Below are 15,576 nucleotides of genomic sequence, written 5' to 3'. Positions count from 1 at the left end.
ATTGCTCATTATGAGTAAGTTTACGAGGTCGGTTACTTGAATAGCATACGTATACCTATAATGGGATTTGATTATCTAGGCGCAAAATTACAAGGCTGGAACCTGTAATGAAAAAACCAAGCCCTAGTGAGCGTGAAGCGTTATTGATAAGCCTGTTAATGCAATTATTTACGGGGGAGATAACAGAAGGCCAGTTGCTACGTACGCTTAGAAAAGATCTGCTGAATATGTCTCAAACTGACTGTGCAGCGTTGGTGAAAGTAAGTAGACGCACATTATCGGATGTAGAGCGAGATATCGGCAGCCCCTCACTTAACGTGTTAAATGCTATTTTTAGACCTTTTGGTTTAAAAGCTGGCCTGTTACCACGCAACCCCGCGCTGATGAAAAAGCTATTGGCAGAAGATATAAACTCGCACTCATCATAAAGCCGATTGTGCTAGCTAGGCTATTTCACGCACGGTGTCTTGTGCTCAGCGCCGTCATCCTGATGAAAATCAGGATCTCGCTTTAGTCGTTAATACTTAACCATCAAAACGAGATACCGAGGCGAGCTCGGTATGACTGCAAAGGCACAAAGCTCGGCGCTGCACTTGTGCCGTCATCCTGATACCGGGTCGTAGCCCGGCATGACCGAAGCTTCAGGATCTCCCACAGCTTTAGGTATTTGTAGTGTACTGCTTTGCCTGCCACTCCCGTCTAAGCAGGAATGTTTAGAGTTGTTCTTTAGCTAAGCAAGTTAATAGCGATGTGGTTTATTTTTGTTTTACATCCTTCTTCGCTCTACCAATGACGGCTACAAAACCTAGGTTGTTGGCTAAATATTGGTTCTTAGTGGCCATTTAACAGTAGGTGGCAGAGTAGAGCGCTAAAGAGGATATTTTTAAGATAGATATCTTGTTAGGCTTTCTTGACGTACGTCAAGATCTCGCTTTTAACATGAATTTATTATTAAACTCTTAAGCAAGTGCTCTGGTGTTAATGTGCCACAAAGAGTAATGTAGTGGTCAAGTAAAAGTGGCCACCGATTTATAGTTAATCCAATAATCTGCTTCAGCCTGATTTGGACTGATACCACCATTGTGCTGATGGGGTCTCAATTGACTGTAATAACCGATTAAATATTTCACGATATGGTGCTGTGTCTCAGAAAATGACCTATAGCCAAAGGTCGGCACCCATTCAACTTTTAAGCTTCTAAAGAAACGCTCCATGGGAGCATTATCCCAGCAGTTTCCACGTCGACTCATGCTCGGTTTGATTTGGCACTGCCACAACGTCTGCCGAAACTGTCGGCTTGTGTAATGACAGCCCTGATCACTATGAAACATCACACCTTTAGGCCGCCCGCGACTTTCATAGGCCATTTTCAATGCGCTACTGGTCAGCTTGCTATCCGGCGAGAGCGATATCGCCCAGCCAATAGGTTTACGAGCAAATAAGTCCAGCACCACGGCTAAATAAGCCCAGCGATTGCCCGACCAGATATAAGTCACGTCACCGCACCAGACACCATTAGGAGCTTCAACATTAAACTGCCGAGCTAGCTCATTAGGGGTCTCAACATGTTCATTGCTCGCTTTTTTATATCTGTGCTCTCGGGTCTGACAACTCACCAACCCGAGCTTTTTCATCAGACGACCTGCGCGATAGCGGCTTAGAGGGACATTTTGGGTCGTGGCCATTTGGGCAATACTTCGTGCTCCGGCTGAACTTTCACTTTCCCGAAAGAGTTCTTTGACCTTCGCTACTTCTTCAATGTGTTTGGCGCATACTGGCTTCTGTGAACGTTGTTGCCAGTACTTAAAGCTGCTGCGATGGACACCAAACACTTGGCATAGTTTGCTGACTGGATAGCTCGTCTTGAGTTTCTCGATTAGCGAGAACTGTTCAGGGAGTCGGACATCAAGAGAGCGGTAGCCTTTTTTAGGATGTCTTTTTCCATCTCAATTTCACGAATACGCTTTTCCAGTTCACGAATTCTGAGTTGATCGGGCGTCATGGGGGTGGCTTTTGAAGTCTCACCGTTGCGCTCTTTACGCAGCTGGCGAGCCCATGTATCCATCGTTGAATAGCCGACACTCATCGCCTCAGCCGCCTGACGAACCGTATAGTTCTGGTCGATCACTAACTGTGCCGCTTCGAGTCGGAATTCAGGAGTAAAATTACGTTTTGGTCTTGTTGTCATAGTGTCACCTAGTAGCTTCTTGATGCATGATAGCACCTCTAATTAGGTGGCCAAATTCACTATGCCACTACAAGGTTTTCAGCTTGAATGAATTGATAGTTTTCATTTTCTTTATCGAGCACCAACAGAGCATCAATATATTCTTCTGCTTTTTTATAGCGTTTAATTTCTTGCAATATATTGATGATGGTCGTGAGTAGTTCTACATTATTTTTTTCTAACAGAAAAGGGCCTCTAAAAAATAGAGTGCCCCTTTTAAATTTTTTTTATGATAACAATGCAGCCCTTCATCTAATAACTGCTGAGCCGTCAGTGATATTAATCCATTATCGTGCTGTATTGTTAATTACCCTATATTATTAATTACTCTTGCTCACTCACTGGAATAGCATCCCAGCCTTCTTTAATCTCGCGCAGCAAACGGCTAACTGTTTCTAGCTTATCTACATCGTCATGAATGTTAGCCTGCACTATTTCCCCCATCATAAATTCATACAAGTTATCAAGGTTAGCTGATATTTCACCGCCGGCATCATGATCGAGTGCCATACGTAATTCGGCAACTATCATTAAAGTTGCGCTTAGTAGCTCACCGCGCTCAGCAAATTTTTCTTTATCAATGGCAACACGCGCCTTGGCTAAGCGTTCAAGCGCACCGGCTAACAGCATTTGTACCACTTTATAGGGGGTTGCTACGGTTTTCTGACTATCTAGTGCTACCGATTTATAAGCTTTCATTGAGCCGCGCATTGGTCCTGCCATTATCATTCCTTATTTAACCTAGTTGCGTTTAACAGTTTGATAGGCCTGCACAGAGCGGCGGCCTTTATTCATTTGTTTAAGTTGCTCACCTAAGCGTTGTTGCAATTGCTCGGCGGCTTCTTTTAAACGGCGGGAGCGAGTAATCAGCTCGCTCGACTCACTTGCGCTAATATTACCGTCACTGATTACGTTTTTTAGTAAGTCAGCTCTTACGATTAGCTGCTCTTCAAAGTAATCTTGATCAAACTCATCGTCTTTAGCAAGCTCGGCAAAAAGGCGAGCATCAAGCTCAATTAACTGCGCTAAAAAACTCACTTTTTATTACCGCTGAAGTCCGGCATGCTGCTAAAAGCGGCCATAACTGAGTCTAATTGCTGATTTAAGCGCGCTACCGATATATCCATCTTCGAGAATTGACGATAAGTGCGCTCTTCAAACTTTTCCATATACATTTCAAAGTTAACGGCTTCTTTATCCAGCTTAGCCATGCGTTCGTTAAGCGACTTATCACGCTCCGTTAAGATACCGGTTTTACCGACAAAGGTTTCTAGCATGTCATCTAGCTTTTTAGAAACACCTTCTTCTGAAGCAAATAACACGCCTATGCGCTCAAAATTATCTTCTACGTGTTTCTTTAGAATATCTTCATCAAGCTCTATGGTGCCGTCTTGTTTACTGGTAATCCCTAAGTCAGTCAGATTTCTCAGTGGAGACACAGCGCCTTCTATTGGCTCACTTAACATTCTTTTTATTTGTGAGGTTAAGTTACGCGCGGTACTGTCGCCATTTAACGGGCCTGCTACCTGACTCTTCTGATCATAAGAAGTTAACTGATTAAGGGTGCCCATCACTTTGTTAAAGGAAGCCACAAAATCTTTTAGATTTTTCTCTACTGTGCCTTTGTCATAACCAATGGTTAACGTAGTGTTAACTTTAGCATCGGTTTGTTCTGGTTTGTCATTTATTTTTTTCAGATCCAAGGTGACGCCTTGAATGGCATTTTTAATTTCATTGCTTTGGCTAACTACCAGCGCACCATCGATAGTTAGCTCCGCATTTTGTGCTTCTTGTACCGTAGTGGTGCTGGCAACCAAGCTTTGTAAATCTTTGCCGGCAACTTCACTGGTACCGCTACTGGTGGCACTCACCGTAATAGTACTGTCGGTACCGGTTTTATCGGCGAAAAAAACCAATCGTGCACCATCTTCCCCGGTGACGACAGTAGCGCGTACGCCTTTATTATCTTCGGCATTATTAATGGCTTCGGCTATGTCTTTTAAGCTGCTTTTTTCTTGACTCACGCTCACACCAAACGACTGGGCATTTTCACCACTGCCTAAAGTGAAACTAAAGGTACCGGCTCCCAGTTTTTTAGTGGCATCTTCTTTAGCAACGTAATCACTACCCAGTTTATGAGCGGTGGCTAATTTATTAACTTGCAGTGTATAACTGCCGGCCACTGCATCTTTGTCGGCCTTAGCACTCACAAAGCCACTGTTATTAAAACTGGTGGTACGTTTTTGAAAAGCTTCTTCTTCACCCAATTTTTTAAGTGAACTTTTAAACTCATCCAGCACGCTCTTTAATGAACCATAAGAAGACAATTGCACTTTAATATCATTGGCTTGGCGGCCCAACATATTGGCTTTTGGCCCCCGTTCGGCAGCAACGGTGGCATCCACAAACTGTTGAATAGGAAAACCAGAACCTACACCAGGTAATTTTAAACCACTCATAATCTGTCTCCTTGGGTACGCTAGAGCCTAAGCTTTAACATTAATCAAGCCACTGCTGGCCTCGGCTAAGCGAGCAATCACGTCTAACAGCTCTTCGGTAGGAATTTGGCGAATAGTATCACCACTCTTGCTGTCGATTACGGTTACTACATTACGGCCAGAGTCTTCATCTACGCGAAACTTAAGCTCATGAGTGAAGCTACCGACAAATTTATCCATTTGCTTAGCTAACTCTTCAAGCTGCTCACCATTGAGCGTCTTGGCCTGCTCCGCTTTTTGCTCGTGAATGGTCGAGTTATTAGCACCGCTTTTATCTAGCGCCTGCACGGCTTGCACCGTTTGCGTAGCTTCACTACCTATCGGCTGAGTGATTGCGACTTGTTGCTGTTTAGCGCTCATATCTGAGGCTAAAATCGGGGCTTTAGCGGGTAAAGGAAGTGTGTCCATCATTGTATCCTCAAGCTAATGCTAAAAAGAGCTACAAACGAAAACGCTGCTTAGCTTAATGGAGTAAGGCTTTGGCACTCTTGATAAGTACTTAGCGCCACCACCTTAAACTAAACAGCCTTAAATCTAACTTCATTTGCTAAAAAGGGGGCTATGCCCCCAATTATTATGGCTAATAGTGTGGCTAAAGTATTAGCCTACTTGCCTTAACCCAGCAGCGAAAGTGCCGCCTGTGGGATTTGCTTAGCTTGAGCAAGAATCGAAGTACCAGCCTGCTGCAGGATTTGCTGCTTAGTCAGGTTTACCGTTTCGTCGGCAAAGTCGACGTCTTTAATGCGGCTCATACCTTCGGCGGCGTTCTCACGCGTGTTGGCCAAGTTATTGATGGTGCTGTTCAAGCGGTTTTGCATCGCACCTAGGTCAGAGCGCTGTGCGTCAATCATACCAATGGCGCCGTCTAAGATACCAATTGCATTTTGCGCACCAGCTTGAGTCGATAAATCAATAGTAGCTGTGGAGTTCAGGGTTGAATAATCTCCATCTTCTTTAACCCCAATAGTCGCGTTACCTGTTGCACCAGCAGCATCAAAAGAGAAGCCGTCATTAGAGTTCATGCGTACTGAACCCGCCACAATTCCCGCTTTGGCCGAAGCAGCATCCAATTCAGCCGCAGTTCCTTCGTTGCCATCAATATCTATACCTGTGAGGTTCATAGTACCTGTACCAGCCGACTCAAAAGCACTGATTTTGATATCTTCGCCAGAGGCACTCACTAAAGTAAGCGCTCCCCCGTCCACAGTTGCCTTAATACCGCTGTCGGTAGACTTAGAGTTAATTGCATCAGCTAACGCTGAGAGGTCATCAACACTGTTAATATTGGCAGAAATAGAAGAGCCGTTTAAATCAAAACTAACTTTCCCTGCGGCCGCTAAGCTATCAAGTTTAGCCGCTGTTCTCGCCTCGGCAGTAATTCCAGTATCTGCCGATACACCATTGATAGCGCTTGCAATATCTTTTGCTGTAGCGTTCGCTGCAATAGTAAGTGCTTTGTTATCACCCATTCCTTTTAAAGTGAATGCACTGGTGGTTACGCCATTATCGGTACCTAAAGCTGCCTCACCTAACCCAGCACCAGCTGAACCTGCTAAAGTAAAGCGGTTAGAACCAATTTTATCGGCCGCAACGCTTTTCAACTGCAGATCGATAGTTTCATTGGCATTGGCACCCACTTGCAGAGTACGGCTACCGAAAGAACCATCAATTAGTTTTTGACCACCAAACGAAGTGGTTTCGGCAATTCGCGTTAACTCAGACTGCAGGGCACTTACTTCTTTTTGAATCGCTTTGCGGTCTTCTGCGGAGTTAGTCCCGTTCGCAGATTGCAGGGCAAGATCACGCATACGTTGTAATACGTTGGTAGACTCGTTCATCGCGCCTTCTGCGGTTTGTGCAATAGAGATACCATCGTTGGCGTTCTTCATTGCTACGCCTAAACCACGTACCTGAGAGTTCAAGCGGTTAGAAATTTGCAGGCCAGCCGCGTCATCTTTTGCCGAGTTAATGCGGCTACCCGTGGCTAAACGCTCCATGGAGGTGGCCAGGGCATTAGAAGACTGGGTTAAGTTACGTTGTGCGGTCATACCGGTAACGTTTGTGTTTACTGTAATCGCCATAATCAACTCTCCATCGAGGTTTGGTCCGGCGCTATGCCGGTATGCTTTTAATATTGAAACTTTTGCTTTAAGCAATTGCTTCGCAGTTATCTAAGGTATCGGCAAGGGTGGCGAAAGCTTTACTTTTTTTTCACTTTTCTGCTGATTTTTTAGCTTAAGGTTAAAGTGAACTGCACCCTGTGCTTAACCCAATACTTTGTTTTGCTGATGAAGTTATCGACGCTATGCAGAAAAACTTTAAAAATTATTTTATTAACTGCGGTCATAAAAAATAGTGTAGTGGCATAGTGAATTTGGCCACCTAATTAGAGGTGCTATCATGCACCAAGAAGCTACTAGGTGACACTATGACAACAAGACCAAAACGTAATTTTACTCCTGAATTCCGACTCGAAGCGGCACAGTTAGTGATCGACCAGAACTATACGGTTCGTCAGGCGGCTGAGGCGATGAGTGTCGGCTATTCAACGATGGATACATGGGCTCGCCAGCTGCGCAAAGAGCGCAACGGTGAGACATCAAAAGCCACACCCATGACGCCCGATCAACTCAGAATTCGTGAACTGGAAAAGCGTATTCGTGAAATTGAGATGGAGAAAGACATCCTAAAAAAGGCTACCGCTCTCTTGATGTCCGACTCCCTGAACAGTTCTCGCTAATTGAGAAACTCAAGACGAGCTATCCAGTCAGCAAACTATGCCAAGTGTTTGGTGTCCATCGCAGCAGCTTTAAATATTGGCAACAACGTTCACAAAAGCCAGTATGCGCCAAACATATTGAAGAAATAGCGAAGGTTAAAGAACTGTTTCGGGAAAGCGGAAAGTCGGCAGGCGCACGAAGTATTGCCCAAATGGCCACGACCCAAGCTGTTCCCTTAAGCCGCTATCGCGCAGGTCGTCTGATGAAAAAGCTCGGGTTGGTGAGTTGTCAGATCCGGGAGCACAGATATAAGAAAGCGAGCAATGAACATGTTGAAACCCCTAATGAGCTAGCTCGGCAGTTTAATGTTGAAGTTCCTAATGGTGTCTGGTGCGGTGACGTGACTTATATCTGGTCGGGCAATCGCTGGGCTTATTTAGCCGTGGTGCTGGACCTATTTGCTCGTAAACCTATTGGCTGGGCGATATCGCTCTCGCCGGATAGCAAGCTGACCAGTAGCGCATTGAAAATGGCTTATGAAAGTCGGGGGCGGCCTAAAGGTGTGATGTTTCATAGTGATCAGGGCTGTCATTACACAAGCCGACAGTTTCGGCAGACGTTGTGGCAGTGCCAAATAAAACCGAGCATGAGTCGACGTGGAAACTGCTGGGACAATGCTCCCATGGAGCGTTTCTTTAGAAGCTTAAAAGTTGAATGGGTGCCGACTTATGGCTATCAGTCATTATCTGAAGCACAGCATCACATCGTGAAATATTTAATCGGTTATTACAGTCAATTGAGACCCCATCAGCACAATGGTGGTATCAGTCCAAATCAGGCTGAAGTAGATTATTGGATTAACTATAAATCGGTGGCTACTTTTACTTGACCACTACAAATGACATATAAATGCCAGCTTGAATCACTGTCCACATGCTGCCAAGGCAAGGTAATAGGTAGGTCAGCAAGTAATTCATTATAGCGCTGTGCAAGTTTATGTCGTTGGGTAATAAACCCATCTAAGCGCTGCATTTGACTGATACCTAATGCCGCTTGTAGTTCAGTCATGCGATAGTTATAACCCAGCTCTATTTGCTGGTAATACCAAGAACCATCTGGCTCGTGAGTCATGAAGCTTGGATCGCGAGTAATACCGTGGCTGCGATACAATTGCATTTTTTCTGCAAGCTGCGGGTTATTAGTCATCGCCATGCCACCTTCGGCGGTAGTGATGATTTTAACTGGATGGAAACTAAAAACGGTGATGTCGCTATAGCGGCAATTGCCTATAGGTTCTTTTTTATACTTACCACCTATGGCATGAGAAGCATCTTCTATTATTTTAAACCCGTATCTTTTTGATAAGGCATGAATCGCCTGCATATCACAAGACTGGCCGCTAAAATGCACGGGGATGACGACTTTAGGCAGAGTTCCATTTTGTTTTGCGGTAATAAGTTTTTTTTCGAGCTCTTTAGCACACAAGTTATAAGTGCGAGGATCTATATCAACAAAATCAACTTGAGCTCCACAATATAAGCCGCAGTTTGCCGAGGCAACAAAAGTAATAGGGCTAGTCCATAACCAATCACCGGGGCCTAGCCCTAATGCTAAACAGGCGATGTGCAGGGCAGAGGTGGCGCTGTTGACGGCTACCGCATGATCTGAGCCTACATAATCTGCGACGGTTTTCTCAAACAGCGGCACTTTGGGCCCTTGAGTTAAAAAATCAGACTTAAGTATCTCTATCACGGCATCAATATCTGCTTGATTAATATCTTGGCGGCCATAGGGGATCACAGTTAAAACTTCCCAATATGATGATTGTTATTAGTAATCCACTCTCGTAGTTCGCTTACCTTCATCCACTGATCATTAGTATCGCTAGCATAGACGAAGCCTTCAGGCACTTTTATGCCGTCTTTAATACGCTTAAGACAAGTTGCCCAGCCATTAATGCAGGGTAGGATCTTGTAATGCTCCGAATATTCGTAGGTAGTATAAGCATCTTCTTGGCTTACCATTTGTTCGTGTAGCTTTTCGCCAGGGCGAATGCCAACTACCTCTAGCTTAGCCTCGGGGGCGATGGCGGCGGCGAGATCCGTCATCTTCATGGAGGGAATTTTTTTAACGTAAATTTCACCGCCTACCATGTCATTAAAGGCATGTCATACCAACTCCACACCTTGCTCGAGTGAGATCATAAAGCGAGTCATGCGCGCGTCGGTAATGGGTAAGGTACCTGAATCTTTCATTGACATAAAAAATGGAATCACCGAGCCACGTGAACCCATTACATTGCCATAGCGCACTACAGAGAACTACAGAGAACTTAGATCCGTGCTCGCCTGAGTAGGAGTTAGCGGCCACAAACATTTTGTCTGATGCTAGCTTGGTGGCACCGTAGAGGTTGATTGGGCTGCTAGCTTTGTCGGTAGACAGCGCCACCACACCTTTAACGCCTTTATCTATGCAGGCATCAATCAAGTTCATGGCACCGTTAATGTTGGTTTTGATGCATTCAAACGGATTGTATTCAGCAGTAGGTACTATTTTGGTTGCCGCAGCGTGTACCACATAATCCACGCCATCTAGCGCTCGGTAGAGTCGGTCTTTATCGCGTACATCACCAATAAAAAAGCGGATGCGATCGTCACCCTGAAATTTTTTGGCCATCTCCCATTGCTTCATTTCATCCCGTGAAAAAATGATCACTTTTTTAGGATTAAATTTTGCCAAAGTCATGGGCACAAAGGTGTTACCGAACGAACCAGTACCTCCGGTAATGAGAATGGTTTTGTTGGTGAGCATGTAGTGTCTCTGCGAAGAGAAATAATTAACTATAGTTTAAGCAAGAAGCGTACCTTAAAGAACTAGTTCGCCTAAAAGCCTCATTTTCTAGAACACTTATTTAGTTTCTGGTAATTCAGGCTAGCCTTATTATTTGTGCCAACCTTTCTCTCTCAAATTGTCGTTAGGCTCACGTTTTGTGTCATTAAATGAGTCTTTTGAGTCTGAGCTTTTGATCTAAGTCATATTTACTGCTGAGATGACGCTGTAGGGCTCGAGTTTTTTTGACGCTTGTGTCAGAATTACGGCATCTCATACTATGCAAAGTTGCACTGTGTTAAGTCGTGTTTAGTTGTTGGTTAAAATAAAGCTGCGATTTAATATCAATTGTGAAAATGCGTCAAATAATAACTGAATTGTAAGGATATAGTTCCTATGAGCTTTAATGGCTGCGTTTTGATCATGGATCACAATCAGGAGCGACGCTTAAGGCTGGAGTCCATCTTGTCGTTTATGCAGGTGGAGTGGCGCAGTGGCAGCCGAGCGGAAGATAAAAACTGGTTACAAAGCCAGCCGCAAAGCATGACGGTATTAGTCGGTGAGACCGATGTGCCTTTAAGTGAGTTATTAGACGCTTTTCCTCATCATGCTTTTATTAGCTTGGTAGACACGGTTTGTAGCCAAGACAACTTGCTCGGCACCTTAGCTTCACTAACTTATGATGAGCTCACCTCTTTACTGCTACAAGCGAGAAATTGGCAGCCGGTACTCATTTCCAGTGATCAAGATTGCCGCTTACACGACTTGCTAATTGGTGAGAGTGAGGCCATGACCGAGGTAAAAAACCTGATCCGTCAAGTGGCCAATAAGCCGGCCAACGTCTTGTTATTAGGGGAGTCGGGTACCGGTAAAGAGGTGATTGCACGCGCCATCCATTTATTGTCTTTGCAATCATCGGGCCCTTTTGTACCCATTAACTGCGGCGCTATTCCGGCGGAGCTGTTAGAAAGCGAATTATTTGGTCATGAGAAGGGCGCGTTTACCGGTGCGGTAACGGCGCGTAAAGGGCGCTTTGAGTTAGCTGAGGGCGGCACGCTGTTTTTAGATGAAATTGGCGATATGCCACTGCCGATGCAAGTAAAGTTATTGCGTGTATTACAAGAGCGTACTTTTGAACGTGTCGGCGGCACTCGTTCTATTACTGCTAAGGTGCGCGTGATTGCCGCCACCCATCGCGATTTAGAGCAAATGATTTATGAGCAGCGCTTTCGTGAAGACTTATATTATCGCTTAAACGTGTTCCCGATTGAGGCACCGGCGTTAAGCCAGCGCCAAGAAGACATTCCGCTATTGCTTAATGAGCTAATTAGTCGCCACCGTATTACTCATAATGCTGAAATCTCGTTTTCACCGGCGGCCATAGATTCACTAAAGCAATGGCACTGGCCAGGAAATGTGCGCGAGTTATCTAATTTGGTAGAGCGGATGTTTATTTTATGTCCTAACCAAATGGTGGAGCTTGCCGACTTACCGGCTAAATATCGCGCTGCTAGTGAAGGCTCGTTAATGATCCGCTCCTTTGATGAGCTGGATGAACGTGATGCGCTATCAGCCATGTTTCAATCTGAGCCAGAGGGTGTGGCAGAAAACGAAGCAGATTTTTTTAATTTTCAGGGCTTAGATGATGACGAAGAAGAGGCGAGTTTTATGGCGCCGACTCTCTCTGCTGATGGCGTAAATTTAAAAGATATGTTAGCTAATATAGAAATGGACATGATCAGCCAATCTTTAGAAGTGAATGATGGCGTGGTGGCCCGCGCCGCCGAGCATCTTGGCATGCGCCGCACTACCTTAGTAGAGAAGATGAAAAAATACGGCATTACCAAATGATAGCCGTAAGCTTGAAGCTGTCAGCCGGCAGTTATAGATAAGCTGAACCAAGTACTAGAGAGCGGGAATTAGGCACTTGGGATTAGGGATTAGTTTAAAGCCGCGCCGAACGACCAGTGTTTGTGTGCAACGAGTCCCCAGTCCCTGATCACCATTCACACTTAGTGGCATGCTTATTGAATGATCTAGCTATCACTTGTGTTATGTAGCTGAAACTATGCCTGTGGATCTGGTGCCAGATACCGCCATTATGACTTCGTTAGTTAACGCCATGCCCAGCGGCGTGGTGTGGTTAGACGGGCGCGGTAAGGTCATGCTGGTTAATCCTGCAGCACAAACTATGTTAGGGGACCCCCTGCTTTACCAACCTTGGTCTAGCGTTATTGCTCGTGCCTTTGCGCCCCAACCTGATGATGGCCTGCAAGTCTCTTTAAAAAACGGACGGCGCATTCAGCTGGCAATTGCTCATGTAGAAGGCCAGCCCGGCCAGCTTATTCAGTTAACAGACTTAACGCCCACCCGCGCTTGGGTGGAGCAGCAAAGCCATGCCCAGCGCTTAGCCGCCCTTGGCCAAATGGCCGCCACCCTTGCCCATCAAATTCGTACCCCACTTTCTGCGGCTATGCTCTATGGCGCTAATTTAGCGGCGCCGCAGTTATCTGAGCAACAGCGTAACCAATTTCAACAGCGCTTAGTGGCGAGGCTAAATGATATTGAGCGCCAAATTAGTGACATTTTATTATTTGCCCGCCCTGAACAAGCGCCGTTAGCCGATACCGTCAGTATTAGTGAATTATTAAGCCAATGCGTGGAGGCGGCGGGGCATGTATTAGCGCTAAAAATATCGCTAAAAGACCATGTGCTTAGTGAAGGCTTAGCTAATAGCCAAGTGCTCGGTAATTTGCATGCCTTAAAAGGCATAGTGCTTAATTTATTAGAAAACGCCGTGGAGGCAGGAGCTAGCCAAGTGCAGCTGCAATTATTAACTGCACCTAATAATGAGCTAGAAATTCGCCTGCAAGATAATGGTAAAGGTATGGCGGCTGAGCTGATTAAGCGTATTTTTACGCCATTTTTTACTACCCGCACTCAGGGTACCGGCCTTGGCTTAGCTGCGGTGGCGGCAGTCATGCATGCCCACCAAGGGCGAGTATCGGTGCAATCAACGCTAGGTAAAGGGACTTGCTTTAGTTTGTGGCTACCTAAAAAGGTTAAAAGTTAAAGTATTTGCCACGAAATACACGGAAAATTTAAGCTGAGACAATAGCGAAAAATACGGAGAGTAAGACCTTACAAAAAATAGTTGCTCGTCTTTTTTATTTTGCTCTTCGTCCGTGTTGTTCCGTGTATTGCGTGGCAAAGAGGTTTTAGGTTTGGTTTGTTGTATAGATGCTACCGGTTGTGTGGTCCGCTTCACCCTTTACCCAGATTAAGGAGCCGTGTTTCATGACTCAAGAAGTGCAGCCAGAAGTGGTTGATATCTTATTAGTAGAAGACGATACCGGCTTGCAAGAAGCGCTGCAAGACACCTTATTGTTGGCAGGGTTTTCTTGCACCGGCCTAGATAGTGCCGAGCAGGCTATTGTGTGGCTGCAACAGCACAGCACCAAGCTGGTGATCACCGATGTGCAAATGGCGGGAATGGATGGCCTTGGCTTATTGGACTGGATAAATCGGCGTATTCCAGGCTTACCGGTATTAGTGATGACGGCGTATGCCCAAGTATCGGGTGCAGTCACTGCTATTCGCGCCGGGGCTGTGGATTATTTAGCTAAGCCTTTTACGCCAGATACCTTATTAAATTTAGTGTCGCGTTATGTGGTGGAAGCCAGCCCCAATGATGGTCAACCCATAGTGGGCGATGCCAGCAGTGTTCAGTTATTACAATTAGCCAAGCGAGTGGCGGAGTCGGGTGCTAGCGTCATGATCACCGGCCCCAGTGGCACCGGTAAAGAAGTGCTAGCGCGCTATATTCATCAACAATCGGAGCGCGCGAATGCCGCTTTTATTGCCATAAATTGTGCGGCTATTCCCGACAATATGTTAGAAGCAACCTTGTTTGGTTATGAAAAAGGTGCCTTTACCGGTGCGGTGCAAGCGAACCCTGGTAAATTTGAGCAGGCGAATGGGGGCACGTTGTTGCTTGATGAAATTACCGAGATGGACTTAAACCTACAGGCAAAATTACTGCGGGTGTTACAAGAGCGAGAAGTAGAGCGCTTAGGCGGGCGAAAAACCATTAGCTTAGATGTGCGCGTGTTAGCCACCAGTAACCGTGATTTGCGCCAAGCGGTGCGCGAGGGGCGCTTTAGAGAAGACTTATTTTATCGATTAAATGTGTTTCCGCTGCATTGGCCAGCCTTGGCCAAGCGCCCCGGAGACATAGTGCCCTTGGCACAGTATTTAGTGCAGCGCTATGCCCAAGAGCTTGGGCGCAAGCAAGTTACCTTAACCGAGGGCGCCAAGGCACGATTACAAGCGTGGCAGTGGCCAGGTAATGTGCGTGAATTAGGTAACGTTATTCAGCGGGCATTAATTTTAGCGCAAGGAGAGCAAATAGATGCAGCAGATATTTTACTGGATGAATTATTAGCGCCACTGCAATCGCTGCCTGTAACTGAGCCCTCAACTGCTATAAATCAGCCCACAGCTACTCAGCCTTTTGCAGCCAGTGCGCCGGAGAAAAGTGACAATTACACTGCAAAAGCACAGGACTTAAGCCAAGAGTTGGCCAGCCAAGAGCAACAAATTATTTGGCAGGCATTGCAAGCTCATGACGGTAATCGCCAACAAGTAGCCGCGCAATTAGGTATTAGCCCGCGCACCTTGCGCTATAAACTGGCGCGGATGCGTGAAGTAGGTTTTGAGATTTAGTTAACAGAACTCGCCTTGCACTTTGTAATGCGCGCATCTTATGCCGTACAGTGGTTGCCATCTAGTCTGCCAACGGCGCTTAGGCTTTAGCTAAACGCCGGCTCTTTTCTAATAACCGCCACGTTTATGCCATGCTGGCCTATGTTTTGCATGGTGCTTAGTATTAGCTGCGTGCTTGGAGTGAAAGAAATAGCCCCTCCTAAGTATTCACAGCCTCTCTAATTATCTTTATGTAAGCAGGAGCCTACGCCCATGGATATTCAAGCTGCATCTTTATTGTCAGAAATGCAGGCCATGCAAAGTGAGCTGCGCCCATTGGTGCCAGCGAATAATGTGGCGCCCCAGCAAGATTTTGCCGCCTTACTCAGCCAAGCAGTAGGCAATGTTAACGGTTTACAGCACAGCACCGATGATTTGCGTACCCGTTTTGAAACTGGTGATGAGTCAGTTAGCCTTGAAAGTGTCATGATAGCGGCACAAAAATCCAGTATTGCCTTTGATGCCACAGTACAGGTGCGCAACAAAGTAGTGGAAGCTTATAAAACTATTATGAATATGCCGGTATAAGGAAGTGATG

Annotated in this window: 14 protein-coding genes and 1 pseudogene; 6 read left to right on the top strand and 9 right to left on the bottom strand. The window is 45.7% G+C overall.

The annotated features are described in order from the left end of the window. Positions 1-107: 107 nt before the first annotated feature. Complete coding sequence (locus tag CBP12_RS05925; RefSeq protein WP_086963619.1) at positions 108-428, top strand: helix-turn-helix domain-containing protein; 321 nt, start codon at positions 108-110, stop codon at positions 426-428. Positions 429-1,007: 579 nt separating this feature from the next. Here CBP12_RS05925 and CBP12_RS05920 read toward each other — a convergent pair. The 6 genes from CBP12_RS05920 to CBP12_RS05895 all read right to left on the bottom strand — a co-directional run bounded on the left by CBP12_RS05920 (position 1,008) and on the right by CBP12_RS05895 (position 6,806). Continuing rightward, positions 1,008-2,188, bottom strand: a protein-coding gene (locus tag CBP12_RS05920; protein ID WP_086963618.1) for an IS3 family transposase whose coding sequence is annotated in 2 segments (ribosomal slippage) — positions 1,008-1,921 and positions 1,921-2,188 — 1,182 coding nt in all. Because the reading frame shifts where the segments join, the coding sequence is not laid out codon by codon here. Positions 2,189-2,551: 363 nt separating this feature from the next. Beyond that, positions 2,552-2,950 carry a flagellar export chaperone FliS gene (fliS, locus tag CBP12_RS05915; RefSeq protein WP_232455164.1) on the bottom strand — a complete coding sequence of 133 codons (399 nt, stop codon included), beginning with the start codon at positions 2,948-2,950 and terminating at the stop codon, positions 2,552-2,554. An 18-nt stretch (positions 2,951-2,968) separates the two neighbouring features. After that, the gene (locus tag CBP12_RS05910; protein ID WP_086963617.1) at positions 2,969-3,265 is read right to left on the bottom strand and encodes a hypothetical protein; all 297 of its coding nucleotides are present in this window, start codon (positions 3,263-3,265) and stop codon (positions 2,969-2,971) included. Beyond that, complete coding sequence (gene fliD, locus CBP12_RS05905; RefSeq protein WP_086963616.1) at positions 3,262-4,686, bottom strand: flagellar filament capping protein FliD; 1,425 nt, start codon at positions 4,684-4,686, stop codon at positions 3,262-3,264. The genes CBP12_RS05910 and fliD overlap by 4 nt, the downstream gene beginning before the upstream one ends. Before the next feature lie 27 nt (positions 4,687-4,713). After that, positions 4,714-5,136, bottom strand: a complete 423-nt coding sequence (locus CBP12_RS05900; protein WP_232455163.1) for a flagellar protein FlaG — start codon at positions 5,134-5,136, stop codon at positions 4,714-4,716. Between the two features lie 203 nt (positions 5,137-5,339). After that, the gene (locus tag CBP12_RS05895) at positions 5,340-6,806 is read right to left on the bottom strand and encodes a flagellin (protein ID WP_086963614.1); all 1,467 of its coding nucleotides are present in this window, start codon (positions 6,804-6,806) and stop codon (positions 5,340-5,342) included. A gap of 347 nt (positions 6,807-7,153) precedes the next feature. On the opposite strand from CBP12_RS05895, the gene CBP12_RS05890 reads away from it, so the two are divergent. After that, positions 7,154-8,334, top strand: a protein-coding gene (locus CBP12_RS05890; RefSeq protein ID WP_157420055.1) for an IS3 family transposase whose coding sequence is annotated in 2 segments (ribosomal slippage) — positions 7,154-7,421 and positions 7,421-8,334 — 1,182 coding nt in all. Because the reading frame shifts where the segments join, the coding sequence is not laid out codon by codon here. 11 nt (positions 8,335-8,345) lie between these two features. Here CBP12_RS05890 and pseC read toward each other — a convergent pair. The 3 genes and pseudogenes from pseC to CBP12_RS13925 form a co-directional block, all read right to left on the bottom strand. Next, positions 8,346-9,245 (bottom strand): annotated as a pseudogene (gene pseC / locus CBP12_RS05885) (UDP-4-amino-4,6-dideoxy-N-acetyl-beta-L-altrosamine transaminase); the annotation flags it as partial. Between the two features lie 2 nt (positions 9,246-9,247). Next, positions 9,248-9,598, bottom strand: coding sequence for a polysaccharide biosynthesis protein (locus CBP12_RS13930; RefSeq protein ID WP_456299465.1), 351 nt, complete (start codon positions 9,596-9,598; stop codon positions 9,248-9,250). A gap of 4 nt (positions 9,599-9,602) precedes the next feature. Further along, positions 9,603-10,256, bottom strand: coding sequence for an SDR family NAD(P)-dependent oxidoreductase (locus CBP12_RS13925; RefSeq protein WP_456299464.1), 654 nt, complete (start codon positions 10,254-10,256; stop codon positions 9,603-9,605). A gap of 414 nt (positions 10,257-10,670) precedes the next feature. On the opposite strand from CBP12_RS13925, the gene CBP12_RS05875 reads away from it, so the two are divergent. From CBP12_RS05875 to fliE, 4 genes are all read left to right on the top strand, one after another. After that, positions 10,671-12,125 carry a sigma-54 dependent transcriptional regulator gene (locus tag CBP12_RS05875; protein WP_086963611.1) on the top strand — a complete coding sequence of 485 codons (1,455 nt, stop codon included), beginning with the start codon at positions 10,671-10,673 and terminating at the stop codon, positions 12,123-12,125. A gap of 217 nt (positions 12,126-12,342) precedes the next feature. Next, the gene (locus CBP12_RS05870; protein ID WP_086963610.1) at positions 12,343-13,347 is read left to right on the top strand and encodes a sensor histidine kinase; all 1,005 of its coding nucleotides are present in this window, start codon (positions 12,343-12,345) and stop codon (positions 13,345-13,347) included. Between the two features lie 224 nt (positions 13,348-13,571). Further along, positions 13,572-14,999, top strand: a complete 1,428-nt coding sequence (locus CBP12_RS05865; RefSeq protein WP_086963609.1) for a sigma-54-dependent transcriptional regulator — start codon at positions 13,572-13,574, stop codon at positions 14,997-14,999. 252 nt (positions 15,000-15,251) lie between these two features. Beyond that, on the top strand, positions 15,252-15,566 hold the full coding sequence (fliE, locus tag CBP12_RS05860) for a flagellar hook-basal body complex protein FliE (RefSeq protein ID WP_086963608.1): 315 nt from the start codon (positions 15,252-15,254) through the stop codon (positions 15,564-15,566). The last annotated feature ends 10 nt before the right edge of the window (positions 15,567-15,576 follow it).

This window comes from Oceanisphaera avium (assembly GCF_002157875.1).
GTDB lineage: Bacteria > Pseudomonadota > Gammaproteobacteria > Enterobacterales > Aeromonadaceae > Oceanimonas > Oceanimonas avium.
The sequence above is the reverse complement of the archived record's forward strand: the minus strand, read 5'-3'. Positions and strand labels throughout refer to the sequence as shown.

Bases quoted from the DNA above. Each gene is read 5' to 3' on its own strand.
- CBP12_RS05925 (WP_086963619.1), top strand. From the start codon at position 108: ATGAAAAAACCAAGCCCTAGTGAGCGTGAAGCGTTATTGATAAGCCTG.
- fliS (WP_232455164.1), bottom strand. From the start codon at position 2,950: ATGGCAGGACCAATGCGCGGCTCAATGAAAGCTTATAAATCGGTAGCA.
- fliD (WP_086963616.1), bottom strand. From the start codon at position 4,686: ATGAGTGGTTTAAAATTACCTGGTGTAGGTTCTGGTTTTCCTATTCAA.
- CBP12_RS05900 (WP_232455163.1), bottom strand. From the start codon at position 5,136: ATGATGGACACACTTCCTTTACCCGCTAAAGCCCCGATTTTAGCCTCA.
- CBP12_RS05895 (WP_086963614.1), bottom strand. From the start codon at position 6,806: ATGGCGATTACAGTAAACACAAACGTTACCGGTATGACCGCACAACGT.
- CBP12_RS13930 (WP_456299465.1), bottom strand. From the start codon at position 9,598: ATGGTAGGCGGTGAAATTTACGTTAAAAAAATTCCCTCCATGAAGATG.
- CBP12_RS13925 (WP_456299464.1), bottom strand. From the start codon at position 10,256: ATGCTCACCAACAAAACCATTCTCATTACCGGAGGTACTGGTTCGTTC.
- CBP12_RS05875 (WP_086963611.1), top strand. From the start codon at position 10,671: ATGAGCTTTAATGGCTGCGTTTTGATCATGGATCACAATCAGGAGCGA.
- CBP12_RS05870 (WP_086963610.1), top strand. From the start codon at position 12,343: ATGCCTGTGGATCTGGTGCCAGATACCGCCATTATGACTTCGTTAGTT.
- CBP12_RS05865 (WP_086963609.1), top strand. From the start codon at position 13,572: ATGACTCAAGAAGTGCAGCCAGAAGTGGTTGATATCTTATTAGTAGAA.
- fliE (WP_086963608.1), top strand. From the start codon at position 15,252: ATGGATATTCAAGCTGCATCTTTATTGTCAGAAATGCAGGCCATGCAA.